Here is a 25,840-nt window from a genome sequence, read left to right as displayed (position 1 = left end):
AGCCCTAATTGGGCTTTTTTTGTTATATATTTTTAATGGTTGTCCGTGTCTAACATAGCATCAATAGGATGTGTAGCAAGTTGACCTATGTTAAAAAGCACACAAAAATAAAGTTGGATTAATGAAAATGTATAGATAAATTGTGGGAATCTCATCTCCTTATAATATTATAAGATAAAAAAATCCTCTTAATAAACTTTAAATTTACTAAGTGGATACAATTTTATTTATGGTTCTTAACTTTTAGTTTTGTGAGTTCCTTTACAATCTTTACAAAGGCTTTTTCTTTGTAAGGTTTAACATGCCATAAATCAATGTATATTGGCAATTTCATTTTTATGTTAATGCTTATACCCACATTCTTTAAACTTTGTCTATGTTTATATTTTAATGACTTTATATCTATATATTTTATTGTCCTTTTTAATAAAGGATTTTTATAAATTAAGTAATCATCATACATACAAATGCTATAATTCATCATAAGTAGAAGTGCTAATCCTAATAAACTAAAAAGGATTAATGGAGCTGTTCTTATAAGAATGGTATTGTGCAAAGTGTTATCAACTATACCGTATATTAGAAGTCCTAAAGTAAAGACAAACCCAAATGCGGTAATAGCAATTGGTGTTTCTAAATCTTTAGATTTCAAAAAGAAAGCACAACCACTAAGTTTTTCATCCTGTTCATCTATAGATTCTAATTTATCTACAAAAAGGTAACTAGGAGAATATTCACAATTTATTGCTTCTAAGTCTGAAATAATCTTTTTTGTTAGGTCATTGGCACATACCAATTTAAGAGATTTAAATTCAAGCAATAACTGTTGTTCTTTGATTCTCTTACCTTCTAATATTAATGATTTTAAACTATCTAGATTAATGATTGGTGATATATCACTTACATTAGAAAGAGGGAGTATTAAGTGTTTTAATGTCTTCAAATCTCTAATAGGGTTTAAATTCTTAATTGAAGTCTCAAATCCATATAATTCCTCAAGATTAAATAAATTGGATATTGGTTTTAAATCTTTAATATTTGAGCTTATATATAGTATCTTTAAATTAACTAATCCACTAATATCATCTAGTTTATCTATTTTTGTATTTATAAATGACAAAGCCTCTAGCTTCAAAGCATTTTTTATTGGAGATAAGTCAGAAATTTTATTATCTCTTAGATTTAATGATTTCATGTTAATAAAATATTGTAACCCCTCTAAAGACCTTATCCCTTTATTACTTAAATCGAGTTCTGTTATACTTTGACATTCTTCTAATGTAATAGTAGAATTGGAGTCTTTTTTTAGAACATTATAAACATACTTTTTTAATCGATTATCTTGAAACATATAGTTATCCCCCTTGATAAGTAAACATGAATTACCATATACCATATTATACCACATTATTAACAAATACTTTACATATAACATAATTTATGGATATTGTACATAAATGTAATAGTTAATAGTAAGGAAGGTTTTTATTATAAATATATGACAAGATATACTTGAGGAGATGGTTGTGTGTTTGAAAATAAAGATATGAATATATTAGGAGTTTATGAATTTGATAAAGATAAAGTACTAGTTGAATTAACTATTGATGAATTATCAACTGAAATAAGGTTTAACGAATTTTACCTTTATGAAAAAAATATAAAACAAATAGAATCTCAATCACCATATTTAGAGCAGTTTTTAGATAAAAATGGTTTAAATAGAATATCAGATATTTATGGAAATATGGAACAAGCAGTAAAGCCTTCTAGATTAGTATTCTTTATGTTTTTTGTTAGTGAGGGATCTTTAATAAAAACCCCATATGGTGACATTTCTGTAGATAAGATAAAGCGATTGCCTGAGCGTTTAAGAAATATTATTGAGTTTGAACATGTTGAATAATATTAATAAGCAATGTTGGACTGAAAATCATTGTGTCAGAAGTTCTATTCTGCCCCGAACCACCATTTATAGTATCTTCATTTACTTTACAAGTAAATTGGATGCTTTTTTTGTTTATCTAGGTCAATATAATGGAATAAAACACAAAAATTTGATATAATAATAAAAATAAGGTAATTTTTGGAGGTGATTGTATGTATAAAAATGTATTGGTTGCAATATCTCACGGTTCTAATGCTTATCATTTATTTGAAGTTGGATTAAACATTGCTTTAAAAAATCAAGCAAAACTTACATTGTGTCATATAAAAAACATGCAATACATCATGCCAAATTATACAAATGGTAGTGTCTACATGCCTCAAGATATCGTATATTTTGAAACAAATGATGGGATTGAAGAGACTTTAAATAAATATAAGGAAGAAGCATTAAACAAGGGAGTAACACAAGTTGATGTTGTTGTTACAGCTAGTTCAACACCTGCACGGGCAATTACAGGTGTTATAGCACCAGGTTTTGATTGTGATTTAATTGTATGTGGTTCTAGTAGTAGTAAAGGTATTTTTAAATTGTTTGGTAATATGGCTACAGAAATTGTTAAACATGCACCAAAGGATGTTTTAGTCGTAAAAAACCAAAGTGAAGAAGAGTAAGAAAATGACAACTTCTTAACTTAAAGACAAAGAAAGCCAAAAAAGATTATTTTTATAATAAGTTATATATATATAAATAACTAAAAAGAGTTACATATTATTTTTTATAATAGTAACTCTTTTGTTTTATGTTTAGGTTTATAATGAGAATATTCTTAAAATATATATTATATAATATATCAATTATCTATTAAATATTGTTCTATCGCATCAACTGTTTCTTGACTGATGACATGTTCTATTCTGCAAGCATCTTTTTCAGCAGTAATTTTATCTATTTTTAATGTTTTCACTAAAAAATCAGTTATTAAGTTGTGGATATTGTATATTTTCTTAGCTTTTTCTAATCCTTTTTGAGTTAACTTAATATCACCATAGGGTAGTTGTGTTATATATCCCTCTTGTTTTAAAACTTTCATTGCCCGGCTAATACTTGGTTTTGAGTAATTGAGTTCATTCGCAATATCTATTGAACGAACGACATCATTTTTTTCAGAAAGTTTTAATATAACTTCTAAATACATTTCTCTTGATTCTTTACTTTGCATATATATCACCTCTCATACATTTCATATTATCATTTAATAATTGAAGAAGCAATGATAATGCGTATTTAAAGAACTTACTTTTTCAGATAGTTTTAAAAAAGACTTGACAAATAAAGTTAGCGGTAGTAAACTTTCTATAGTTAGACAACGCTAACTTATTATAAAGGAGGTACAAATGATGCCACTATCAATGGTTAAACCAGGAATACCTGTAATAATTAAAAAAGTAGTTGGTAAGGATAAAATCCGAAATCATTTAATGAATCTTGGGTTCGTAGAAGGTGGTATAGTGACCATCATTACTGAACTTAATGGGAACCTATTGATAAAAGTTAAAGAAGTACGTATTGCTTTAGATAAAACGATGGCAAATCGAGTCATGGTTTAAATTAATATAATTATAAAGGAGAGTTGTGATGAAAACATTAAAAGAAGTGGAATTTGGAAAAACTGTAATTGTTAAAAAATTAGTCGGTTCTGGACCTGTAAAACGTAGAATAATGGACATGGGTATTACTAAAGGTTGTGCAATTATTGTTAGGAAAGCTGCACCAATGGGTGATCCTATTGAAATTACTGTAAGAGGATATCAGCTTTCAATTAGGAAAGCAGATGCTCAAACAATCATAGTGGAATAATTTTCACCTGTTCATAAAAAAAATTTTAAACATAAAGTTAGCATACACTAATTTTATAGAGGAGGATTATATTATGTCTATTACAATTGCCCTTGCTGGCAATCCTAACAGTGGTAAAACAACGGTTTTTAATTTATTAACAGGGTCTACCCAACATGTAGGAAACTGGCCTGGTGTTACTGTAGAAAAGAAAGAGGGTAAATTAAAAGGCTATAAAGGTGTGTCTATCATTGACTTACCAGGAATTTATTCATTATCACCATATACGCTTGAAGAAGTGGTAGCTCGTAATTATTTAATTAACGAAAAACCAGATGTCATTGTTAATATAGTTGATGCATCTAATATTGAAAGGAATTTATATCTTACTACACAACTTTTAGAACTAGATATTCCAGTAGTAGTTGTTTTAAATATGATGGATATTATTGTGAAAAATGGAGAAAAGATAAATATAAAAAAATTATCTGACCAAATAGGTTGTCCTGTCATTCCTATTTCAGCAATAACTAACCAAGGAAACAAAGGATTTCAAGAATATTATCTTCAAGGATATAAAGACCAATGTGAAAAAATCTGTAATAATAAGGGTATTAACGTATTAGCTGGTGTATCCGTTAGTATGGCTAAAACAATAAATCATACAACAATAAATACAGTTTTTTCAAAAGAGGTTGAAAGTGTTATCTCACAAATTGAAGATATTTTATCTAGTTTGCCTTCTTTTAAAAATATGAATAATAGATGGTTAGCGATAAAGTTATTTGAATCAGATGAAAAGGCATTGATTAGCATAGATATTTCAAAAGAAATACTAGAAAAAATTACTATCTTAAGAGATAGTTGTGAAAAAAAACTTGATGATGATGCTGAAAGTATTATTATCAAGGAGAGATACGAAAGTATTTCTAGAATTCTTAATGGTACATATAAAAAAAATTCGACACAAAAATTATCAACCTCTGATAAAATTGACAAAATTGTGACTAACAAATGGTTAGGATTACCAATGTTTTTTGGAATTATGTGGTTTATTTATTGGGTATCTATATCAACACTCGGAGATTATTTAATCGGATGGGTTGAAATGTTTTTTGAATGGATTAGTGGTGGCGTTGAGTCATTTTTAGTTAGCGCTGGAGCAGTAGATTGGATGCAAAGCCTTATAATTGATGGTATTATTGGTGGTATTAGTGGAATTATGGTATTTGTACCTCAATTAATGATACTATTTCTATTTATATCTCTTTTAGAAGATTCTGGATATATGGCAAGAGTGGCATTTATAATGGATAAAATTTTCCATAAGTTTGGACTTTCAGGAAAGTCATTTATCCCTATGTTAATTGGTACAGGATGTTCGATTCCTGGGATTATGGCATCTAGAACTATTGAAAATGAAAAAGATAGAAAAATGACAATTATGCTAACCCCATTTATTCCATGTGGGGCAAAGCTTCCAGTTTTCGCAATGTTTATCGCAATAATGTTTAGCCAACAGTCTTGGGTTGGACCTTCAATGTATATAATTGGATTTGCGATGGTTGTTATATCTGGAATAATCCTTAAAAGAACTAAATTGTTTAAGGGTGATCCTGCACCTTTTGTGATGGAATTACCACAATATAGATTTCCGAAAGCAAATGGAGTAGTAATTCATATGTGGGAAAAGGCGAAATCATTTATCATTAAAGCCGGAACTATTATCTTAATAGCTGTGGTAGTTCTATGGTTCCTTCAGTCTTTTAGTTTTTCACTTGAGTTTCTTGGTGGAGAAAGAATTGAAGAAAGTATACTAGCAAAAATAGGTAATTCTATTAAATGGTTGTTTGCACCTCTAGGCTTTGGAAATGATTGGACTGGACCAGTTGCATTGATAACCGGTTTAATCGCAAAAGAAGTTGTAGTTGCTACATTCGCTATTGTTGGAACTTCTACTACTGTTGAATTTACTCAAGTATCAGCATATGCTTTCATGATATTTACCTTATTTGCAGCTCCTTGTTTCGCCGCAATTGGTGCAATGAAAAGAGAGTTTGGTAATTGGAAATGGACTTTTATCGCAATAGGTTATCAAACAGGTATAGCTTATATACTTGCTATGTTAGTTTATAATGTTGGTGGATTAATTTTCAAAGGAACAGATGCTGTTAAACCTGTCATCATGGATCCTGATACAATTGAGTCAGCATCTGAAGGTAATGTTATTATAGGTGATATAGTTTCAATAATATTTGCTGCGTTTATAATACTTGCTGTTGTTATTGGGATTGTTAATAAATTAAGAAATTCTTATAATAAAAAAGAAAAATAAAGGAATTGGTATTATGATTAATTACTTTTTAGGAGCTATAATTTTATCTTCTTTAATCTTAGCTGTTCGAAAACTTATTAAAGATGCAAAAAGAGGGAAATGTACAGGTTGTCCATTTAGGAATAAATGTAATCATAATCACTAAATATACATTTATATAAAGACAAAAAAATAGATTGTGTTTATCACTAGAAGGAGATATTTTATTACCATCATTAGGTATTAGAAAATGGGTTGAATCTCCTCTTGGATAGACACAATCTTTTTATATAAAATATAAAAATGATATAACATGCCTTTTATTAATAATTTAAACTTATTTTAGTATTTCACCATATGAATCCTTAAATTTAAATGAAGCGATTAATAATAGATCAACTATATAACCAATGCCAAAAAGTCCAACGGTTAAAAGCCATAATATTCCTGTTCCTATTTTTCCAACATAAAATCTGTGGCCACCTAAATATCCTAAAAAAATACATAGCAATAAGGCTACTAGCCAATTTTTGCTTGATACATTTCTGTTTTTCATATTATTTCCTCCATTTTATCGTTAATAATATTATTGTTGAAATGATAAAAATTATTAATTAATTATCCCATAGTAAAAAATATTTATAGCGAAAACAGATAGGAATATCAAAATAAAAATAAAAAATACAGCTAAACAATGTGGTATCAAAAAATTATTAACTAGAAATAGTAATTAGTGGGGATATGAGTAGTATAATGGATTGAAGAATCTTGACTCAATCATTGATAGAAATAAAAACTATATTAGTATTTTACATTGGTGCAACTATTGGTTTACAATAAAAGCAACTACTATATGCTTGCATAATGATCAAGAAATAGGGATAATTACATATGAGGTGGTAAATTTGAATTTACAAGATAATTTAAAGAAATTAAGAAAAGAGAAAAAACTATCACAAGAACAGCTTGCAGAAAAGTTAAATATATCACGTCAAGCAATTTCAAAGTGGGAATCTGGTAAAGCTTATCCAGATATTGATAACCTTATATCATTAAAGGATATATTTAAGGTTAGTTTAGATGAGTTGGTGGTTAATGAAAAAATGGATAAAGAAAAAAGTATAAATCAAGCAGATTATATATCTACTGATAACGATGGTAGTTATGATGAAGATGGTGTGGAAGAAGCTTCAGTTAGTTTAATGCTTGGAGGTTTTATAATTGGGACAGCTGTTGGAGTCATTACAGGAAATTTTATGTGGGGAACAGCAGGTTCTTTTATAGGTATGGGCATAGGATATATATTAGAAGTTATTAGAGTTAAGAAATTAAAGAAATAAGATAGAAATAGTTTATATAAATTTATAAACAACCTCACTTGGAAGTGAAATGGGAGATTTTCCTTATTTAACAAAATATAAAAGCTAAAATATACTATTTGATATTTAGAGCTTAAGATTGATAAATAATAAAAATTATTAATTAATTTTTAGTGATGTAATTAGTTAAAAAAGTATTAAAGATTTAAACTTTAATACTTTCATACTATTATTATTCTAATTTTTCTAAAGTTTCTGTTGAATAGTCTGAGTAATTATTTGATTTCATTTCATATATTTCGTTTAAAGATGGTTTGAATGTTTTTTTGTTTGTTTGATTGGTTTCTATTTTTGGTTGATTATTAGTTGTATTTTCTTTTATAACATTTTCGTTAATTTTTTTAATCTTATCTTTCATTTCTTTCCTCCTCTTTATTATATTTTGCAGATTTATATTTTTTATGTTACGACTAATTTATTTAAAAAATATAGAAAAAAAAGATACTTTATATTGAAGTATCTTTTTAGGATTTTGCATGTTTAAATTTATTATATAAGGATTGTCCAATTTTATTTATCCATTGTATAAGCGTATGTTTATTTGTATTATATCGACATTTATGCGGACAGTGTTTGCATTGTAAAGTACGATTTGAGATGGATGAGAATCGTTCTGGATGAAAATGCACTGAAACTTCCCATTGAATTAAAATTATAATTGATAGGAAAATGAGTGAGTAGTTCCAAAAATTAGGCATAAATAACAATGGTGTACAATACATAAAATTACTCCAATTATAAATACGGCATTCGTTACAGCATTTATTTCTTACGATATATACATGGAAAATACAAAAAATGTTGATACAAACAGTATCGAAAAAATAGTATAAGAAAAATAACCAATAAAAAAATCGTGGATGAAGATAGCCTAAAAAGAACAAAAGTGCAAATGGTGCATTTAATAAAATCCAAAAGATAGCACTGTTTAATGCTCTTTTTTTATTTTGATTTGTAAATTGATCTAATTTTTCCTGGTTGTAATTTGTTTCAGGAAGGCAATGTTTTAATAAATGTTTACCGCTATAAGAATATCGATTGAATTTAGGAATGATTAAAACGATCATTTCTAACACTAAAAATAGCCATAAAATATGAATTATAGAAACAACATTAAATAGCTTATAATTTATGAGGTAATTAGTCATGTTTGTACTGTAGTAATAATCATAGGCTAAAAAAGTTGAAAAAATAATTAGTATAATTAAGCGAAAATATAGTTTGATAATTGTTCTTAACCCCATAAAAATTCCTCCTTTATGTATTATAAATTTTAACATTTTATGTCAAAAATTACAATTTAAAGGAGGAATTTTTAAACTATTCAAGTAATATTATTCGTGTGATAGAGTTTCAGTGAAAACATTATTATCATGAGGTGGTTCGTATGTATAACTTGCAAAAGTTAATGCAGCTAAGAATATTGCGATTAATCCTATGTAGTTTAGTCCATTAATAAATAGTTTAGATTTTAATATTGCAAAACTAAACATTTGAGCAAGTAATATTGCGACAACAAAAATAATGATGTCTAGATATAAACTAGGGTCAAGGAAATTAGTATATCCATAGTATAAAACAACAACTAAAAAACAAGCTAGTAATGAACTAAATGCTTTAGCGAATATAAAATTTTTATGTTCACTACCTATAAAAATATACTCAAATAAAGCAAAGCCAATCATACCATAAAACGCCATTTTCAAATGTTCCCAAATCGTCTCATTAACAGGAGCGAACAAAGCTACATATTGATTACTTTCAGATAGTTCGTAAGCATAATGTAAAAATATTCCTAATCCTGAGATAAGAATAACACCAATAAATTCCCACTTAGTAAGTTTCATAGTTTCCTCCTTTTCGTTGTTAATATATACTATTCATTATATATAATGAATTATGACTAATTTTTAAGTAAATACTATAAATAACAAAACTTTCAACTTGCATTTTTCGTCAAACTATCATATAATGTCAGTGTAAGAAATAACCGAATATACAATCTTCGAGACAAGGTGAAATTCCTTACCGGTGGTTATAGTCCACAACACTAATGATGATTCATCATTAGTCAGTACGGTGAAATTCCGTAATCGACAGTAAAGTCTGGCTGGGAGAAGTTTTAATGGTTTTAGTATGCAATTAATGTACCTCTGAAACTAAACCCCTTAGAAGATTATATAAGGGGTTTTTCTTATCTAAAAATATATTTTGGAGGGAAAATTATGTATAAAACAAAGAAACTAGTTACATTAGCAATATTAGCATCATTAGGAACAGTTTTGATGTATTTTGAAATACCATTAACAAATGTCTTTAAAGTTGATGCTAGTGATTTAACGGTTATTATATCAACAGTGATTTATGGTCCTATAGGTGGAATAATTGTAGCTTTTCTAAAATCATTATTACATTTTTTGGTGAAACGTGGTGAAACAGGAGTAGGATTAGAAGAAATCATTGCATTTACAGCTTCAATGGTTTATGTTCTTCCGTTTTACTTTTCTATGAAATATTCTAAGAAGATATTCAATAATAACAAAATTTTAATTCGTTTGATTCCAACAATTGTAGCAACTATAGCTATGATTGTTATATTACCAACATTAAATTATTTGATTTTCTTTAAACTATACTTTATTTATACAAATATACCATATACTCATAATCTAATATATACTGGTGCGGTTGCGACAATAATACCTAATATTATTAAAGGTGTGTTTTTGTCAACAGCATTTATAATTCTGAGTTTTAGACTAGAACAAATTGTTTTAAAACTAGATGTTAGTGATAATCATTTTAAGAATTTATTAAGTGAAGATTAATCAAAAGATACAAAAAGTTGTCGTAATGACAACTTTTTTTATATATTGATAGTTGAAGTATGCTTTGAATAGAAGTTGACTAAGGTAAACTTTCCTAAAAATTAAAAATAAACGTTCTTTTCAATTTAAGTGTTGATGATTATGCAAAAATCCCATATCGATATTCATAATAAGCATCTTTTAAAGATATTGGATAATCAAAATTTAACGTATCCTTATTAGATAAATGATGATTGTATTTTAATAAGTTATACATTATATTTGCATGATCTTTTCGATTAGTTCTATAATGTAATTGTTTTTTATATAGGTAAAATGATAAGTAATCTTGTAAATGTCTTATAGATACACCATGACTATTTTTTATAATCTTAGTAATCCCGGTAGCCAATTGATTAATATCACCTAAACTATTACCTAGATTAGTAGTATAACGTTTTTTATTAGCTATCACAGGAACTTTATCATTCTTAACACCTAAATTATTCGCAAATTGTTGAATACATGGTTTACTGTCAGAAATAATTAAAGTTGTATCCATAAATTTATCGGTATATTTAGTGTATTTTTCCATTGATTCCGATCCAACTCCAGCTATCTCAAGCAACATATTATCATTTTCATCGATTGCAGCGACAATACATACTTTGTGATGAGATATACCTGAATATGCAGATGTATTACCTCTCTTTTTACTATGTCTAGGCATATTTGATGGTTTGGTTCCTTTAAGATTTATCTTTGTATAAATACAATCTAATTCAACTTTACTAGATAAAGTTTCTTTCATCTTTAAGTTTCTGATTGCTTTATAAAGCTTATGTCGCATATAAAAACAAGTTGTGATACTTAAATTATTATAATAAGCAGTTTCTTTTAAAGATAATCCTGATATTTCACAATCAATAAATTTTAACCATATATCTTCAGTACATCTACTTCTATAAAGAAGAGTGTTAGATGTATCACAAAATGATTTATTACACTCGCGACAAATGTATCTTTGAATTCCTTTGTTTGTTTTTCCATTTTTAACAAACTCAACTGAACCACAATGTGGACAATTCAAACAAATATCGCTTTTAGATTCTATAGGGTTATTGAAAGACATAATGAAACTAAAAACATCTTCATAATTCTTTATAGATAGTTTATTTAATTCATTAATTAAATCTATTTTATTTATCATTCTAATTACCTCACTTTATAATTTCATTATAAAGTGACTTATTACATCATAGATGTAACAATAAAAAAATATCAACACTTAAATTGAATTTAGCGAAAATAAATAAGTTTTTATTAAAAATAATACAAGAACTATTGATATATTACTCTGTTATTATATAATAGTGCTAAATGTGATTAAGTGAGGTGAGAATATGTTTAGTATTTTCAAAAAAATTGGTTGGTACATAAAGGACCATTGGGTTCGCTATTTACTAGCAATAACTTGTTTAAATATAGCGAGTATTGTTAGTGTCCTTCCTCCAAAAATATTAGAAATAGGAATCGATGAAATAATCAACAAAACAATCACACAAGAATCTTTAATACAATTAATTCTATATTTGTTGCTTATCACTGTTGGCGGATATATAGTGACGTTTTTTTGGGCTTATTTATTGTTTGGCGCAGGAATTAAATTAGAGTTTACGATTAGAAAAAACTTCTTTCGACATCTTCTAAAAATGGATAGCAAGTTTTTTGAAAGAAATGTAGTTGGTGATTTAATGGCTCGTGCAACCACTGATTTAAACGCTGTGTCGATGACAGCTGGGTATGGTGTTCTAACTTTAGTGGATTCAGTTATATATTTAATTTTTATATTATTTATGATGATATATACAATTAGTTTAAAATTAACACTGCTATCTTTAATTCCATTACCATTTGTTGTGATTGGGGTCAAAATCTTAGGTGATAAAATACATAAAGCTTATACAAAGTCACAAAATGCATTCAGTGAAATGAACAATAAGGTATTAGAATCTGTAACTGGTGTACGAGTGGTACGGGCATTTGTTCAAGAACAAGAAGATATTAATCGTTTAGAAGATAGTGCTAAAAATGCTTATCAGAAAAATTTAGGATTAATTAAAGTAAATGCATTATTTGATCCTTTATTTAGAACAGCATTTACCATAGCATATACGATTGCGATAAGTGTCGGATGTTATATGGTATTTCATCAAGAAATTACACCTGGTAAATTAGTTTCTTTTTCTATTTATTTAGGAATGTTAGGGTGGCCGATGTTTGCCTTAGGTGATATGGTGAATATTATGAGTCGTGGGAATGCCTCATATGATCGTATTAATAGTATTTTGAAACAAAAATCAGATATAGTAGAACCGGTTCATCCAATATCTGCAGGGAAGCATTTAAACGTAATTGAATTTGATAATGTTACATTCAGATATCCAACTAGTGAGTATAATGTGATAGAAAATATTAGTTTTAAATTAGAAAAAGGAAAAACACTTGGTATTGTAGGGAAAACAGGTTCTGGGAAAACAACGATATTAAGACAAATACTAAAACAATATAATTTAAAAGAAGGAAATGTATTAATAAATGGTGTTAATATAAAAGATATGAAATCTCAAGATATTCGTCAATATTTAGGGTATGTTCCACAAGAACATATTTTATTTACAGGTACAGTTAAAAAAAATATCGCATTTGGTAAAAAAGAATCAACAGAAGAGGAAGTGAATCAAGCAATTGATTTAGCTTCATTTAGAAAAGATATCGCTTTTTTAGATGATGGTTTAGAGACGATTGTTGGTGAACAAGGAGTTATGCTTTCAGGTGGACAAAAACAAAGATTATCAATTGCACGGGCTTTTATCACAAATCCTGAAGTCTTGATTTTAGATGATTCATTATCTGCAGTTGATGGAACGACAGAAAAAGATATATTATCAAATATTAGACAGGTAAGAAAGAGTAAAACAACAATAATTGTTGCTCATCGATTGTCAGCTGTTGAACATGCAGATGAAATTATTGTATTAAATGATGGTGTCATTGTTGAACGTGGGTCTCATCAAGAATTGATGGAGATCGATGGATGGTATTGTAAACAATATGTTCATCAACAATTGTTGAGTAATAACAGGGGTGATAGAAAATGAGATTTTTAAGAATATGGAAATATACAAATAAATATAGAAAATTAGTTTTCCTATCACTCATATCGCTCATAATAGCAATCAGTATTGAATTGATTTTTCCTTTTATTTATAAAACGATTATTGATGACTATTTAATAGGTGTGGAGAAACCTTGGTATGTTGTGGATAAAACTGTGGAAAACCCTGTTGAATATGAGGGAAAGTATTATGCACAAAGTAGAAACATAAAGGATAATAAAGATAAATGGATTTCTACAGATAATGAGGTTAGAGTATATTTGATTAATAATAAATTTTATTTTATTGATGAATATGTGGTAAAGGGTTCTAAAAAAATAAGTAATAACCAGTTGGTTGTTACTGATGTTAATAATATAGAGCATCGATATGATGTTGATTTATTAGGTTCAAATGAAGTATTAAATTTTTATCAACCTGCCGTTTATCCTATTATTGTACTTGTTATAATCAATGTTATTTTAAATTTCATTGTGATGATTATAACCTATTTATATCGTTTAAGCTTCTTTAGGTTAGGAAATAAAGTAACTTATGATATTAGAAAAGATGCTTTTGAAAAGATTCAAAAATTACATATTTCCTATTTTGATAAAATTCCAGCTGGTAAAGTAGTCGCAAGAGTCACAAATGATACACAAACGATTATCAACTTATTTTCAAGAACTCTAATTGTATTTATAAGTGCTATTGTATATTTTGTAGGAATTTATATTAGTTTGTTTATTTTAAATATGCAGTTAGCAGGATATAGTTTAATTTTATTACCGATTCTTTTAATCTGGGGTAAGTTATATAGAAAAGGGGCTAAAAAAAATAATCAAGTGATTAGAAGTGAAAATTCAGAAATAAACGCTTATTTAAATCAGTCTATAAAAGGTATGGAAGTTATTCAAGCGTTTAATCGTGAAGATTTAAGTTATGAGGAATTCCAATCACATAATAAACGTTATTTAGAATATAGAAATAGAATGTTGACGTTAAATGCGACTTTATCTGGTAACTTAGTAAGATCTTTGCAAAGATTAATATATGGGGCAATTCTCTTATATTTTGGATGGGGAGCTCTTGGGATCCAGACGGTTGTTGAAGTTGGTGTTATTTATGCATTTATCGATTATATGAATAAGTTAATTAACCCTATCAATCAAATTTTTGGAAACATTGATGTGTTTGAACAATCTTTAGTCTCATGTGATCGTGTATTTTATTTACTAGATCAAGATGAAATTGCCTTATATGATGATGAAGTAGAACGATTTAAAGGAAATATTGAATTTAAACATTTATATTTTGCTTATGAAAAAGATAATTATATTTTAAAAGATATTAATTTAAAAGTTAACTCAGGGCAGACGATTGCTTTAGTTGGACATACTGGTAGTGGGAAAAGTTCAATGATGAATGTAATGCTTCGTTTCTATGATTATGTTGAAGGAGAAATCCTTATCGATGATGTTGATATTAGAAAATATTCTAAACAAGCTTATCGAAAACATGTAGGGATTGTATTACAAGATCCTGTGCTATTCACTGGAACAATCGCTTCAAATATCAGTTTAAATAATGAATTGGTTACAGATGAAATAATTGAGGACGCCTTAATAAAAATAGGAGCTGAGCGTTTTATTAAGAAATTTTCTAAAGGAATTCATGATCCTGTGTTAGATATGGGTTCAAACTTCTCAACAGGTGAAAGACAATTAATCTCTTTTGCGAGAGCAATGATATATAATCCGGCTGTATTAGTTCTTGATGAAGCAACCGCAAATATTGATACAGAAACAGAACAGTTAATTCAAAAGGCATTAGAAGTGGTTAAGAAAAATCGTACAACTTTCATTATTGCACACCGTCTTTCTACAATTAAAGATGCTGATCAGATTATTGTGTTAGAAAAAGGAAGTATTGTTGAAAGAGGTAATCATGAAGCGTTAATGTCTTTAAAAGGGAAGTATTTTGAGATGTATGAATCACAACTTCACTAAGTATAGAAAAGTAAAGAAAAGTGTTGATAATTAATATATAAACAATTATAATGATTTTGTAGACAAAAAGTAAATATGATATTTAGGCGCTATTATAAGCTTAATAGGGAATCAGGATAAACCTGAGCTGTCCCAGCAACTGTATGTGAGGACGAAAGAGATAGTAATCCACTGTGAAAGCGGGAAGGAATCTCAAGTAGGATGATTTATAAGCCAGTAGACCTACCTAATTGTCAAATTCTACAATTTCTCCTGGGAATGGGAAAAGTGAATGATAAGCAATATTTTTTGTTTTGCATATCATAAACGACAACCTCATTCTGTTTTGAATGAGGTTTTATTTATATCCTGGGCTATTTGTCTATTAAATTTATAGGAGGAAAAGATATGTTTAAAAACAAAAAATTATTTTATGGTATTTTATCTAGTGTAGTTATGGTGTTAATCGCTGTAGCATTAATATGGGTGTATAATTCTCAAAATAGTCGTAAAGATGTAACGACTACTGATAATGGAATGATGATAACAGTTAAAGTTATTGTTGATGATGAGGTTAAATTAGAAAAAGAAATTAAAACAGAAGAAGAACTTTTATGGGACGCAATTAAAGATGAAGGTATTATTGAAGCAGATGAAAGTCAATATGGACATTTTGTAACTACTGCCGCAGGAATTACAGTAGATTCTGAGAAACAACAATGGTGGTTTATTGAAGTGAATGGCGAGGGAGCTGCTGTTGGTATAGATGATCTAAATATATACGATAAAGATGTTATTGTTTTTGAATTAAAAACTGGTTGGTAATGTGATGTACCTATGACAACAAAAAAACTTGTTATTTTAGCAATGAGTTCAACACTTGTTTTTGTATTTAAAATTGCCCTATTCTTTATACCTAATATTGAATTAGTCACATATTTGTTAATTATCTTTACATTAGTTTATGGATTAAAAGATGCGATAATTATTGCTTTTGTTTATACGATATTAGAAATTATTGTATGGGGAATATCCGAACAATTTTATATATGGGTAATAATTGTTTTGTTAACCGCATTGTTGAAAAAATTATTTAAAGAAAATTTTATCCTATGGGCTATTTATTCTGGACTATTAGGTTTATTGTTTGGACTTTTATGTACCATTCCGATTTTTTTATTAACAGATTATACCTTCGCGTTAACTTATTATATTAATGGATTAAGATATGATGTCCCTCATTTAATAGGTAATTATATTTTCATGTTGTTATTTGGAGAAATAGGTTATAATAAATTGAAAACATTATTAAACCAATACTATAAATAATGGAGGTTATAATGAAAATTTATACAAAAAATGGAGATAGTGGTAAGACGTCTTTATTAAATGAAAGAGTTACTAAAACGAATCTTCGTATAGAAGTGAATGGACAAATTGATGAATTAATGGTGATGTTAGCTTTTCTGATTGAAGATATAAAGGATAAAGAGGAAGTAAAATTATATCAGGATTTAAAAGAAGTATATAAAAATCTATTTATGATAACCTCAATGATAGCTGATGTAAATAATCAATATAACTTTGGTATTAAAGAAAAAAGCATAGATAAATTAGAAAAAGAAATAGATTGTATAACACAAGATTTACCTAAATTAAAACATTTTATTTATTATACAGGTAATCAAACAGCAATGTTATGTCATCAAGTACGTGCTAAAGTAAGAAGTGTTGAAAGAATTGTTGTTGCGTTATATGAAAAAGAAGAGATTGATAATCTAATTTTATTATATTTAAACCGGTTGTCTGATTATTTTTATACATTAGCAAGGTATATTAATATTCAAAGTGGTAATGAAGAAGATACTTTAAACTTCTGATTTTAAGCACCAAGATTAATTTCTTGGTGTTTTTTCTGAATTTCAAAATAATATTCAATATTTTTATCATAATATATGATAGTATAGTTATTTATTATCATTTTAAAAAATTGGAAAAAACAAGTGGTTGATTTAATTATAATACAGTGGTAAAATGTTAAATCCTGATACTAAAACAACAAAAAATAAATGAATATAGTTGTTGACAGAATAGGATATAAGTGATACAATCTATCTCGCTGTTTTAAAAATTTAGATCAATGAAATTGGAAAAAATAAGTGGTTGACTAAGTTATAAAGCAGTGATAGAATCTTAAATCCTGATACTGAAACAACAAAGAAAATAAATGAGTAAAGTTGTTGACAGGATAGGATATAAGTGATACAATCTATCTCGCTGTTTCAAAAATTAAGATCAATGAAATTGGAAAAAACAAGTGGTTGACTAAATAATAAAACAGTGATAGAATCTTGAATCCCGATGTTAAAACAACATAAAAAATAAATACATAAAGTTGTTGACAATGAGGGAAACAAGTGATAAAATCTTATATTGTCGTCGGTAAAACGACAAAATAAAATTAAACAAAAAAGTTGACAAAATTGCGCATAAGTGATATGATAATATGGCGTAATTGTGAGTAGATCTTTGAAAACTAAACAGAACGTTGAATAAACGAACAAGTTAAAACCTTTGAGTACAGAATCAAAAAACCAATGAAATTAATTATATTAATTAATAAATTATTTGGAGAGTTTGATCCTGGCTCAGGACGAACGCTGGCGGCATGCCTAATACATGCAAGTCGAACGAACACTTTTAGTGTTAGTGGCGAACGGGTGAGTAACACGTAAGTAACCAACCTATGAGACGAGGATAACTACTGGAAACGGTAGCTAATACTGGATAGGATATAGAATCAATGATTTTATATTTAAAGATGCCTTAAAGCATCACTGATAGATGGGCTTGCGGCGCATTAGCTAGTTGGTAGGGTAAAGGCTACCAAGGCGACGATGCGTAGCCGACCTGAGAGGGTGAACGGCCACACTGGGACTGAGACACGGCCCAGACTCCTACGGGAGGCAGCAGTAGGGAATCTTCGGCAATGGACGAAAGTCTGACCGAGCAATGCCGCGTGAGTGAAGAAGGTCTTCGGATTGTAAAGCTCTGTTATTAGGGAAGAAAGAACTTAGCAGGAAATGGCTAAGAAGTGACGGTACCTAATGAGAAAGCCACGGCTAACTACGTGCCAGCAGCCGCGGTAATACGTAGGTGGCGAGCGTTGTCCGGAATTATTGGGCGTAAAGCGTGCGTAGGCGGTCTATTAAGTCTGATTTGAAAGCCCATGGCTTAACCATGGAGGGTGATTGGAAACTGGTAGACTTGAGTACAGGAGAGGAAGGTGGAATTCCACGTGTAGCGGTGAAATGCGTAGATATGTGGAGGAACACCGGTGGCGAAGGCGGCCTTCTGGCCTGTGTCTGACGCTGAGGCACGAAAGCGTGGGTAGCAAACAGGATTAGATACCCTGGTAGTCCACGCCGTAAACGATGAGTACTAAGTGTCGGGGGAGACCTCGGTGCTGAAGTTAACGCATTAAGTACTCCGCCTGGGAAGTACGGTCGCAAGACTGAAACTCAAAGGAATTGACGGGGACCCGCACAAGCGGTGGAGCATGTGGTTTAATTCGACGCAACGCGAAGAACCTTACCAGGCCTTGACATCCCAATGACCGGTATAGAGATATACCTTTCCTTTTGGACATTGGAGACAGGTGGTGCATGGTTGTCGTCAGCTCGTGTCGTGAGATGTTGGGTTAAGTCCCGCAACGAGCGCAACCCTTGTTGTTAGTTGCTAACATTAAGTTGAGGACTCTAACGAGACTGCCAGTGACAAACTGGAGGAAGGTGGGGATGACGTCAAATCATCATGCCCCTTATGGCCTGGGCTACACACGTGCTACAATGGTTAGAACAAAGAGAAGCGAAGCGGAGACGTGAAGCAAACCTCAAAAAACTAATCTCAGTTCAGATTGTAGTCTGCAACTCGACTACATGAAGTCGGAATCGCTAGTAATCGCGAATCAGCATGTCGCGGTGAATACGTTCCCGGGTCTTGTACACACCGCCCGTCACACCATGAGAGTTTGTAACACCCGAAGCCGGTGGCCTAACCTATTTATAGGAGGGAGCCGTCTAAGGTGGGACAGATGATTGGGGTGAAGTCGTAACAAGGTATCCCTACGGGAACGTGGGGATGGATCACCTCCTTTCTAAGGAGAAAGAATAAAAGAAAAAGCACACAAAGGTTTAACTTGAATCAAAAGTTCTGTTTAGTTTTGAGAGATAATACTCTCAAGTTTTTATTTTTTTTTAGAAATAAAAAGAAATTGATCTTTGAAAACTGGATAATGTAAGAAAGTAAACACAACAGCAGTGTTTACAAAGGTTGGGTAAAACCAACCAAGAAACAAAGCTTAAGCAAAGAACAAGCGCGTAACTAAATAAAGAAATTTATTTAGAATTATTAGGTTAAGTTAATAAGGGCGCACGGAGGATGCCTAGGCACTAGGAGCCGAAGAAGGACGCAACTAACGGCGAAACGCATCAGGGAGCTGTAAGTAAGCAGATCTGGTGATATCCGAATGGGGAAACCCTATAGGAGTAATATCCTATAACCGCTACCTGAAAAGATAGGGTAGCAGGAGGCATACCCAGGGAACTGAAACATCTAAGTACCTGGAGGAAAAGAAAGAAAAATCGATTTCCTAAGTAGCGGCGAGCGAAAGGGAAAGAGCCCAAACCATGGCAACATGGGGTAATAGGACCACAAAAACAGGATTAATGTAGTATAGACGAATGACGTGGGAAAGTCAACCAAAGAAGGTGAGAGTCCTGTAGTTGAAATACTAGATTAGACTAAGTGGGATCCTGAGTACGGCCGGACACGAGGAATCCGGTCGGAAATCGCGAGGACCATCTCGTAAGGCTAAATACTACCTAGTGACCGATAGTGAACCAGTACCGTGAGGGAAAGGTGAAAAGAACCCCGGGAGGGGAGTGAAATAGAACCTGAAACCGTGTGCCTACAAATAGTCAGAGCCCGTTAAAGGGTGATGGCGTGCCTTTTGTAGAATGAACCGGCGAGTTACGATATAGTGCAAGGTTAAGGGAAGAACCCGGAGCCGAAGCGAAAGCGAGTCTTAATAGGGCGAATAGTATTATGTCGTAGACCCGAAACCGAGTGAGCTAGCCATGTGCAGGGTGAAGGTTGGGTAAAACCAACTGGAGGCCCGAACCGTAGTCTGTTGAAAAAGGCCCGGATGACATGTGGCTAGGGGTGAAATTCCAATCGAACTCGGATATAGCTGGTTCTCCCCGAAATAGCTTTAGGGCTAGCCTCGTTAAAGAGCTTACTGGAGGTAGAGCACTGAATATACGATGGCCTCACCTCGAGGTACTGAATGTAATCAAACTCCGAATGCCAGATAAGTATAAACGGGAGTCAGACTGTGGGTGATAAGGTCCATGGTCAAAAGGGAAACAGCCCAGACCGCCAGTTAAGGTCCCAAAATAAACGTTAAGTGGAAAAGGATGTGGAGACACATAGACAACTAGGATGTTGGCTTAGAAGCAGCCACCATTCAAAGAGTGCGTAATAGCTCACTAGTCGAGTGACTCTGCGCCGAAAATGTACCGGGGCTAAACGTTTTACCGAAACTGCGGATCCAATGGGATGGTAGGGGAGCGTTCTAACAACGGAGAAGCTAGATCGTGAGGACTAGTGGAGATGTTAGAAGTGAGAATGCCGGTGTAAGTAGCGAGAAGATAGGTGAGAATCCTATCCGTCGAAAGCCTAAGGTTTCCAGAGGAAGGCTCGTCCGCTCTGGGTAAGTCGGGACCTAAGGTGAGGCCGAAAGGCGTAGCCGATGGACAACTGGTAGAGATTCCAGTACCACCATAATAACTGATGGAGTGACGGAGAAGGCTAAGGTGAGCCCACGGATGGAAGAGTGGGTCTAAACAGTAAGACAGTATAGAAGGCAAATCCGCTATACGCTAATGTCAAGCTGTGAAAGATAGCAGAATGATGTGAAGCACCTGATGTCAAGCTTCCGAGAAAAACTTCTAGGGTTAATTATTATGGTGCCCGTACCGTAAACCGACACAGGTAGGCGAGGAGAGAATCCTAAGACGCGCGAGAGAACCATCGTTAAGGAACTCGGCAAAATGACCCCGTAACTTAGGGAGAAGGGGTGCTTGTATAAAAGCAAGCCGCAGTGAAAAGGCCCAAGCGACTGTTTAACAAAAACATAGGTCTCTGCTAAACCGAAAGGTGAAGTATAGGGGCTGACGCCTGCCCGGTGCTGGAAGGTTAAGGGGAAATGTTAGGAAACGAAGCATCGAACTGAAGCCCCAGTAAACGGCGGCCGTAACTATAACGGTCCTAAGGTAGCGAAATTCCTTGTCAGGTAAGTTCTGACCCGCACGAAAGGCGTAACGATTTGGGCACTGTCTCAACGGTGGACTCGGTGAAATCATAGTACCTGTGAAGATGCAGGTTACCCGCGACAGGACGGAAAGACCCCGTGGAGCTTTACTGTAACTTGATATTGAGTTTCGGTGTAACATGTACAGGATAGGTAGGAGACTGTGAATCCAGGACGCTAGTCTTGGAGGAGTCGACGTTGGGATACTACCCTTGTTGCACTGAAATTCTAACCTACATCCATAATCGGGATGGGGGACAGTGTCAGGCTGGCAGTTTGACTGGGGCGGTCGCCTCCTAAAGAGTAACGGAGGCGCCCAAAGGTTCCCTCAGAATGGTTGGAAATCATTTGAAGAGTGCAAAGGCATAAGGGAGCTTGACTGTGAGACATACAGGTCGAACAGGGACGAAAGTCGGGCTTAGTGATCCGGCGGTGCCGAATGGAAGGGCCGTCGCTCAACGGATAAAAGCTACCCCGGGGATAACAGGCTGATCACATCCAAGAGTTCACATCGACGATGTGGTTTGGCACCTCGATGTCGGCTCATCGCATCCTGGGGCTGAAGTCGGTCCCAAGGGTTGGGCTGTTCGCCCATTAAAGCGGTACGCGAGCTGGGTTCAGAACGTCGTGAGACAGTTCGGTCCCTATCCGTCGTGGGCGTAGGAAATTTGAGAGGAGCTGTCCTTAGTACGAGAGGACCGGGATGGACATACCGATGGTGTACCAGTTGTTCCGCCAGGAGCATAGCTGGGTAGCTAAGTATGGAAGGGATAAACGCTGAAAGCATCTAAGCGTGAAGCCCCCTCAAGATGAGATTTCCCATTCTTTTAAGAAGTAAGAACCCTTGAAGACTACAAGGTTGATAGGTCAGAAGTGTAAGTGTGGTAACACATGTAGCTGACTGATACTAATAGTTCGAGGACTTAACCTAAATAAATACGAATATTATCATACAAGTATGATATAATTACTTACATTATCTAGTTTTGAGAGATCAATCTCAAAGAAAAAAACATAGTCTAGTGGTAATAGCATAGAGGAAACACCTGTTCCCATCCCGAACACAGAAGTTAAGCTCTATAGCGCCGATGATAGTTCACGCGAAAGTAGGTCGCTGCTAGGCTATTCTTTTTTTTCATATTGGAGGTTTAGCTCAGTTGGGAGAGCATCTGCCTTACAAGCAGAGGGTCGGCGGTTCGAGCCCGTCAATCTCCACCATTTGCCGACTTAGCTCAATAGGTAGAGCAACTGAATCGTAATCAGTAGGTTACGGGTTCAATTCCTGTAGTCGGCACCAGGAACTGTGTCCTGCTAGCTCAGTCGGTAGAGCATTTGACTTTTAATCAAAGGGTCAGAGGTTCGAATCCTCTGCAGGACACCATTTTTATAAATGCGGGTGTGGCGGAATTGGCAGACGCACTAGACTTAGGATCTAGCGTCTTTGTACGTAAGGGTTCGAGTCCCTTCACCCGCACCACTTTAATATGCGAGCGTAGTTTAATGGTAGAACCTCAGCCTTCCAAGCTGACTGTGAGGGTTCGATTCCCTTCGCTCGCTCCAATGATTTTTACAAGTATTATTATATTAATACTTTTTTTATATATATAGAAGTGAGGATTAGTGATGTTATATTATCGTATATACGAAAACAATGAATCAAATGAATGGGTTACGTTTATTCATGGAGCTGGTGGCAGTTCTAATATATGGTATAAACAAATAAGAGATTATAAACAAAACTTCAATGTGTTATGTATTGATTTACGTGGTCATGGGAAGAGTAATCATGTCCTATGGAAAAAGGGAGATAGCTTTCATCACATATCAGAGGAAGTGATTGAGGTTTTAGATTTTTTAAATATTGAATCAACTCACTTTGTAGGGATGTCACTTGGAACTATCATTATACAAACACTTACACGTAGTCATCCTAATCGTGTTAAATCAATGATTTTAGGTGGCGCAATTATACAATTAAATATACGTACTAAATTTTTAATTATGATAGGAAATATATTTAAGCGAATTATTCCCTATTTATGGCTATATAAAGTTTTCGCCTGGATTATCATGCCGAAAGAATGTCATAGTGAATCACGACATGCATTTGTAGAACAAGCGAAAAAAATGTGTCAAAAAGAATTTTGTCGTTGGTTTAAATTAACTAAATCATTAAATCCATATTTGCATCGTCTACAATTAGTGACTAGAGGCATACCAACCCTTTTTGTAATGGGCGCGGATGATTATTTATTTTTAACACCGATAAAAGAACTCGTTAAAAGACAAACGTTTCTAAAGTTAGCATGTATTGAAGAAAGTGGACATGTCTGTAATATCGACCAACCCAAACGTTTTAATAAGATAACGATTAATTTTATTAAACAAATGATATAAAAATCTAATAATTCAATAAAGTAATAATAACTCGTGAATCATATTATTGTGATTATTCGAGTTTTTTTTATTTCTATACTAATATAAGGACTATAACAACACAACGAACAAAAAAAGATTTTGATGGGAATTTTGGAGTTAAATAGATGAATGTAAAGAAATATCAGATGACAGTTTTAGGCTCGATGATGTTGTTGAGTTAGTTGTTGTAAACTATAAATTTTGCACAATATAAGTATAATAATCAAGGGGTTAGGACCTACAAGAAAACCCATTATGGTGAATACACGTATCAAATAAATGGTGATAAGGTTATTTACGAAGAAATAAAACGGTCAAGTTCAACTGATAAAATTACGTATACATACGATGTAGATGGAAAATTATTCAGTATGATTGTCAACAAAAATAATGTAACAACAGAATAATGGTATATGCGAAATTTACAAGGAGATATCATAGCATTACTGGACAATAATGGTACTCAAGTAGTAAAATATACATATGATGCATGGGGAAATAAAATTGATACTTTTGACAATTCAGGAATTGATCTAGCTAAATTAAATCCATATTGTTATCGTGGATATCGATATGATGAAGAGACAGGCTGGTATTATCTGCAATCTAGATATTATAATCCTGAGATAGGAAGATATATTAACGCTAATGATGTTAGTGCTAACTCACCATCAAGTATTAATGGTGTTAACTTATATATGTATTCAGTTAATAATCCAGTTATGGTAAATGTTAATACAGAAAGAGTTGCTCAAGTTTATGGAACGAGTGTAACTAGTTCAATTGTTAGTAGTGGAGAATTATCAACGAATTCGTCAGTTGCAAATAATAATTCAATAGAGAGTAATTATACTTATACTTCTGCATATGATCTTTATAAAAGTGTAGGATTATTTAAAATGCTTTACCAGAAGAAGCTGAAAGAAAGTTAGGGAAAAAATTACAGTCTGTAGATTATTTACTAATACGAAAAAATTTTTTCTTATAAAATATTTGTTATTATTTAACAATGAAAGGAGGAGTATAGACTTCTTTTACATATTAAATAAGTTTATACAAAAAATAATGAGATTAACATTTTATATAATTATAATCCCAATAATTTTATTATTCCTATATACTATTTTGTTATATAGAAATAGAAAAAAGATATTATCATCTATTAATAAAGATATTATATTTAAAAGTAATGCGACATATTTCATAGGAAGTGAATCTATTGGGGGCTATTTAATATTAACAGAAGAAGAATTAATATTTAGACCATATAAAAATAATACCAATGAAATATTGTTAATACCTAAAAATGAGCTTATTCGTATTGAAAGAATTTCAAGTGTAGGTATTTTTCCTAATGGGATGTTAATATTTACTGAGAAAAATGTATTCCATTTTATAGTTTTTAAAAGAAAACAGTGGATGATAAAAATTGATAATATAATAAAAAATATTAAATAGTTTGAAAGTATTATATGAATAACGGAACTTATTTCTGATGTGGAAATATCTATTGGAATACTTAATGGCTTTGGAATATATATTTAATTATGTTATCAACACTACTATCTAAACACGAATCAAGAGGGATGTAATGCAATTAATTCCAAGGTCACAACATACAAGTTCATTATATCAACCACTTCTACATCCAGGAGGTCGTGGAGGATATTCAATAT

At 31.7% G+C, this 25,840-nt stretch carries 22 protein-coding genes, 5 tRNA genes, 3 rRNA genes, 1 pseudogene and 2 riboswitches; of the genes and pseudogenes, 24 read left to right on the top strand and 7 right to left on the bottom strand.

Going from position 1 to position 25,840, the window contains the following annotated elements; all coding sequences use genetic code 11:
- Window positions 1–223: 223 nt before the first annotated feature.
- A complete protein-coding gene (locus KHQ81_13440) occupies window positions 224–1,351 on the bottom strand; it encodes a leucine-rich repeat domain-containing protein (GenBank protein QVK17825.1) in 1,128 nt (375 codons plus the stop codon).
- Window positions 1,352–1,528: 177 nt separating this feature from the next.
- Between KHQ81_13440 and KHQ81_13435 the strand changes: the two genes are divergently transcribed.
- Both KHQ81_13435 and KHQ81_13430 read left to right on the top strand, forming a co-directional pair.
- The gene (locus KHQ81_13435; protein ID QVK17824.1) at window positions 1,529–1,906 is read left to right on the top strand and encodes a hypothetical protein; all 378 of its coding nucleotides are present in this window, start codon (window positions 1,529–1,531) and stop codon (window positions 1,904–1,906) included.
- Between the two features lie 194 nt (window positions 1,907–2,100).
- Window positions 2,101–2,562 (top strand): universal stress protein, encoded by a 462-nt coding sequence (locus KHQ81_13430; GenBank protein ID QVK17823.1) that lies wholly within the window; start codon window positions 2,101–2,103, stop codon window positions 2,560–2,562.
- Between the two features lie 179 nt (window positions 2,563–2,741).
- On the opposite strand, the gene KHQ81_13425 is transcribed toward KHQ81_13430, so the two are convergent.
- Window positions 2,742–3,110, bottom strand: a complete 369-nt coding sequence (locus KHQ81_13425) for a metal-dependent transcriptional regulator (protein QVK17822.1) — start codon at window positions 3,108–3,110, stop codon at window positions 2,742–2,744.
- Window positions 3,111–3,285: 175 nt separating this feature from the next.
- Here KHQ81_13425 and KHQ81_13420 point away from each other — a divergent pair, with 175 nt between their 5' ends.
- From KHQ81_13420 to KHQ81_13405, 4 genes are all read left to right on the top strand, one after another.
- Window positions 3,286–3,498: a ferrous iron transport protein A gene (locus KHQ81_13420; GenBank protein ID QVK17821.1), complete on the top strand. Its 213-nt coding sequence runs from the start codon at window positions 3,286–3,288 to the stop codon at window positions 3,496–3,498.
- A gap of 28 nt (window positions 3,499–3,526) precedes the next feature.
- Complete coding sequence (locus KHQ81_13415) at window positions 3,527–3,748, top strand: ferrous iron transport protein A (GenBank protein QVK17820.1); 222 nt, start codon at window positions 3,527–3,529, stop codon at window positions 3,746–3,748.
- A 73-nt stretch (window positions 3,749–3,821) separates the two neighbouring features.
- Complete coding sequence (gene feoB / locus KHQ81_13410; GenBank protein QVK17819.1) at window positions 3,822–6,062, top strand: ferrous iron transport protein B; 2,241 nt, start codon at window positions 3,822–3,824, stop codon at window positions 6,060–6,062.
- Between the two features lie 13 nt (window positions 6,063–6,075).
- Window positions 6,076–6,207, top strand: a complete 132-nt coding sequence (locus KHQ81_13405; GenBank protein ID QVK17818.1) for a FeoB-associated Cys-rich membrane protein — start codon at window positions 6,076–6,078, stop codon at window positions 6,205–6,207.
- A 171-nt stretch (window positions 6,208–6,378) separates the two neighbouring features.
- On the opposite strand, the gene KHQ81_13400 is transcribed toward KHQ81_13405, so the two are convergent.
- Window positions 6,379–6,597, bottom strand: a complete 219-nt coding sequence (locus KHQ81_13400; GenBank protein ID QVK17817.1) for a TM2 domain-containing protein — start codon at window positions 6,595–6,597, stop codon at window positions 6,379–6,381.
- A gap of 340 nt (window positions 6,598–6,937) precedes the next feature.
- Between KHQ81_13400 and KHQ81_13395 the strand changes: the two genes are divergently transcribed.
- A complete protein-coding gene (locus tag KHQ81_13395; GenBank protein ID QVK19643.1) occupies window positions 6,938–7,381 on the top strand; it encodes a helix-turn-helix transcriptional regulator in 444 nt (147 codons plus the stop codon).
- A 211-nt stretch (window positions 7,382–7,592) separates the two neighbouring features.
- Here KHQ81_13395 and KHQ81_13390 read toward each other — a convergent pair whose 3' ends face one another.
- The 3 genes from KHQ81_13390 to KHQ81_13380 all read right to left on the bottom strand — a co-directional run bounded on the left by KHQ81_13390 (window position 7,593) and on the right by KHQ81_13380 (window position 9,267).
- A complete protein-coding gene (locus KHQ81_13390; GenBank protein QVK17816.1) occupies window positions 7,593–7,778 on the bottom strand; it encodes a hypothetical protein in 186 nt (61 codons plus the stop codon).
- Window positions 7,779–7,884: 106 nt separating this feature from the next.
- Window positions 7,885–8,664 (bottom strand): hypothetical protein, encoded by a 780-nt coding sequence (locus KHQ81_13385; protein ID QVK17815.1) that lies wholly within the window; start codon window positions 8,662–8,664, stop codon window positions 7,885–7,887.
- Window positions 8,665–8,754: 90 nt separating this feature from the next.
- Window positions 8,755–9,267 (bottom strand): hypothetical protein, encoded by a 513-nt coding sequence (locus KHQ81_13380; GenBank protein QVK17814.1) that lies wholly within the window; start codon window positions 9,265–9,267, stop codon window positions 8,755–8,757.
- Between the two features lie 150 nt (window positions 9,268–9,417).
- Window positions 9,418–9,546: riboswitch (FMN riboswitch) on the top strand.
- A 99-nt stretch (window positions 9,547–9,645) separates the two neighbouring features.
- Between KHQ81_13380 and KHQ81_13375 the strand changes: the two genes are divergently transcribed.
- Window positions 9,646–10,248, top strand: coding sequence for an ECF transporter S component (locus KHQ81_13375; GenBank protein QVK17813.1), 603 nt, complete (start codon window positions 9,646–9,648; stop codon window positions 10,246–10,248).
- A 139-nt stretch (window positions 10,249–10,387) separates the two neighbouring features.
- On the opposite strand, the gene KHQ81_13370 is transcribed toward KHQ81_13375, so the two are convergent.
- A complete protein-coding gene (locus KHQ81_13370; GenBank protein ID QVK17812.1) occupies window positions 10,388–11,437 on the bottom strand; it encodes an IS1595 family transposase in 1,050 nt (349 codons plus the stop codon).
- Between the two features lie 193 nt (window positions 11,438–11,630).
- On the opposite strand from KHQ81_13370, the gene KHQ81_13365 reads away from it, so the two are divergent.
- The 16 genes and pseudogenes from KHQ81_13365 to KHQ81_13290 all read left to right on the top strand — a co-directional run bounded on the left by KHQ81_13365 (window position 11,631) and on the right by KHQ81_13290 (window position 25,622).
- Window positions 11,631–13,388 (top strand): ATP-binding cassette domain-containing protein, encoded by a 1,758-nt coding sequence (locus KHQ81_13365; protein ID QVK17811.1) that lies wholly within the window; start codon window positions 11,631–11,633, stop codon window positions 13,386–13,388.
- Window positions 13,385–15,394 (top strand): ABC transporter ATP-binding protein, encoded by a 2,010-nt coding sequence (locus KHQ81_13360; GenBank protein ID QVK17810.1) that lies wholly within the window; start codon window positions 13,385–13,387, stop codon window positions 15,392–15,394. Before KHQ81_13365 ends, KHQ81_13360 begins: the two co-directional genes overlap by 4 nt.
- Before the next feature lie 67 nt (window positions 15,395–15,461).
- Window positions 15,462–15,639, top strand: a riboswitch (cobalamin riboswitch).
- 142 nt (window positions 15,640–15,781) lie between these two features.
- The gene (locus tag KHQ81_13355) at window positions 15,782–16,198 is read left to right on the top strand and encodes a DUF4430 domain-containing protein (protein ID QVK17809.1); all 417 of its coding nucleotides are present in this window, start codon (window positions 15,782–15,784) and stop codon (window positions 16,196–16,198) included.
- A gap of 12 nt (window positions 16,199–16,210) precedes the next feature.
- Complete coding sequence (locus tag KHQ81_13350; GenBank protein QVK17808.1) at window positions 16,211–16,702, top strand: hypothetical protein; 492 nt, start codon at window positions 16,211–16,213, stop codon at window positions 16,700–16,702.
- An 11-nt stretch (window positions 16,703–16,713) separates the two neighbouring features.
- Window positions 16,714–17,253, top strand: a complete 540-nt coding sequence (locus KHQ81_13345) for a cob(I)yrinic acid a,c-diamide adenosyltransferase (GenBank protein ID QVK17807.1) — start codon at window positions 16,714–16,716, stop codon at window positions 17,251–17,253.
- 745 nt (window positions 17,254–17,998) lie between these two features.
- Window positions 17,999–19,529 (top strand): 16S ribosomal RNA (locus tag KHQ81_13340).
- A 257-nt stretch (window positions 19,530–19,786) separates the two neighbouring features.
- A 23S ribosomal RNA gene (locus tag KHQ81_13335) occupies window positions 19,787–22,677 on the top strand.
- A gap of 87 nt (window positions 22,678–22,764) precedes the next feature.
- Window positions 22,765–22,869: ribosomal RNA gene (gene rrf / locus KHQ81_13330) — 5S ribosomal RNA — on the top strand.
- The 16S, 23S and 5S rRNA genes sit together here with 5 tRNA genes alongside, the layout of an rRNA operon.
- Before the next feature lie 19 nt (window positions 22,870–22,888).
- Window positions 22,889–22,964 (top strand) — tRNA-Val (locus KHQ81_13325).
- 3 nt (window positions 22,965–22,967) lie between these two features.
- Window positions 22,968–23,043 (top strand) — tRNA-Thr (locus KHQ81_13320).
- Window positions 23,044–23,051: 8 nt separating this feature from the next.
- A tRNA-Lys gene (locus KHQ81_13315) sits at window positions 23,052–23,127 on the top strand.
- Between the two features lie 11 nt (window positions 23,128–23,138).
- Window positions 23,139–23,223, top strand: a tRNA-Leu gene (locus KHQ81_13310).
- A 9-nt stretch (window positions 23,224–23,232) separates the two neighbouring features.
- Window positions 23,233–23,306 (top strand) — tRNA-Gly (locus tag KHQ81_13305).
- A gap of 63 nt (window positions 23,307–23,369) precedes the next feature.
- The gene (locus KHQ81_13300; protein QVK17806.1) at window positions 23,370–24,143 is read left to right on the top strand and encodes an alpha/beta hydrolase; all 774 of its coding nucleotides are present in this window, start codon (window positions 23,370–23,372) and stop codon (window positions 24,141–24,143) included.
- 392 nt (window positions 24,144–24,535) lie between these two features.
- Window positions 24,536–25,096 (top strand): annotated as a pseudogene (locus KHQ81_13295) (hypothetical protein).
- Between the two features lie 193 nt (window positions 25,097–25,289).
- Window positions 25,290–25,622: a hypothetical protein gene (locus KHQ81_13290; GenBank protein ID QVK17805.1), complete on the top strand. Its 333-nt coding sequence runs from the start codon at window positions 25,290–25,292 to the stop codon at window positions 25,620–25,622.
- The last annotated feature ends 218 nt before the right edge of the window (window positions 25,623–25,840 follow it).

It is taken from the genome of Mycoplasmatota bacterium, assembly GCA_018394295.1.
Classification (GTDB): Bacteria; Bacillota_I; Bacilli_A; order Haloplasmatales; family Haloplasmataceae; genus JAENYC01.
This window is presented reverse-complemented; position numbering and strand designations above follow the sequence as displayed.

What these genes read in the sequence shown, in the direction of transcription:
- KHQ81_13440 (QVK17825.1), bottom strand. Translation starts at nt 1,351, where the DNA reads ATGTTTCAAGATAATCGATTAAAAAAGTATGTTTATAATGTTCTAAAA.
- KHQ81_13430 (QVK17823.1), top strand. Translation starts at nt 2,101, where the DNA reads ATGTATAAAAATGTATTGGTTGCAATATCTCACGGTTCTAATGCTTAT.
- KHQ81_13425 (QVK17822.1), bottom strand. Translation starts at nt 3,110, where the DNA reads ATGCAAAGTAAAGAATCAAGAGAAATGTATTTAGAAGTTATATTAAAA.
- KHQ81_13420 (QVK17821.1), top strand. Translation starts at nt 3,286, where the DNA reads ATGATGCCACTATCAATGGTTAAACCAGGAATACCTGTAATAATTAAA.
- KHQ81_13415 (QVK17820.1), top strand. Translation starts at nt 3,527, where the DNA reads ATGAAAACATTAAAAGAAGTGGAATTTGGAAAAACTGTAATTGTTAAA.
- feoB (QVK17819.1), top strand. Translation starts at nt 3,822, where the DNA reads ATGTCTATTACAATTGCCCTTGCTGGCAATCCTAACAGTGGTAAAACA.
- KHQ81_13405 (QVK17818.1), top strand. Translation starts at nt 6,076, where the DNA reads ATGATTAATTACTTTTTAGGAGCTATAATTTTATCTTCTTTAATCTTA.
- KHQ81_13400 (QVK17817.1), bottom strand. Translation starts at nt 6,597, where the DNA reads ATGAAAAACAGAAATGTATCAAGCAAAAATTGGCTAGTAGCCTTATTG.
- KHQ81_13390 (QVK17816.1), bottom strand. Translation starts at nt 7,778, where the DNA reads ATGAAAGATAAGATTAAAAAAATTAACGAAAATGTTATAAAAGAAAAT.
- KHQ81_13385 (QVK17815.1), bottom strand. Translation starts at nt 8,664, where the DNA reads ATGGGGTTAAGAACAATTATCAAACTATATTTTCGCTTAATTATACTA.
- KHQ81_13380 (QVK17814.1), bottom strand. Translation starts at nt 9,267, where the DNA reads ATGAAACTTACTAAGTGGGAATTTATTGGTGTTATTCTTATCTCAGGA.
- KHQ81_13375 (QVK17813.1), top strand. Translation starts at nt 9,646, where the DNA reads ATGTATAAAACAAAGAAACTAGTTACATTAGCAATATTAGCATCATTA.
- KHQ81_13370 (QVK17812.1), bottom strand. Translation starts at nt 11,437, where the DNA reads ATGATAAATAAAATAGATTTAATTAATGAATTAAATAAACTATCTATA.
- KHQ81_13365 (QVK17811.1), top strand. Translation starts at nt 11,631, where the DNA reads ATGTTTAGTATTTTCAAAAAAATTGGTTGGTACATAAAGGACCATTGG.
- KHQ81_13360 (QVK17810.1), top strand. Translation starts at nt 13,385, where the DNA reads ATGAGATTTTTAAGAATATGGAAATATACAAATAAATATAGAAAATTA.
- KHQ81_13355 (QVK17809.1), top strand. Translation starts at nt 15,782, where the DNA reads ATGTTTAAAAACAAAAAATTATTTTATGGTATTTTATCTAGTGTAGTT.
- KHQ81_13350 (QVK17808.1), top strand. Translation starts at nt 16,211, where the DNA reads ATGACAACAAAAAAACTTGTTATTTTAGCAATGAGTTCAACACTTGTT.
- KHQ81_13345 (QVK17807.1), top strand. Translation starts at nt 16,714, where the DNA reads ATGAAAATTTATACAAAAAATGGAGATAGTGGTAAGACGTCTTTATTA.
- KHQ81_13300 (QVK17806.1), top strand. Translation starts at nt 23,370, where the DNA reads ATGTTATATTATCGTATATACGAAAACAATGAATCAAATGAATGGGTT.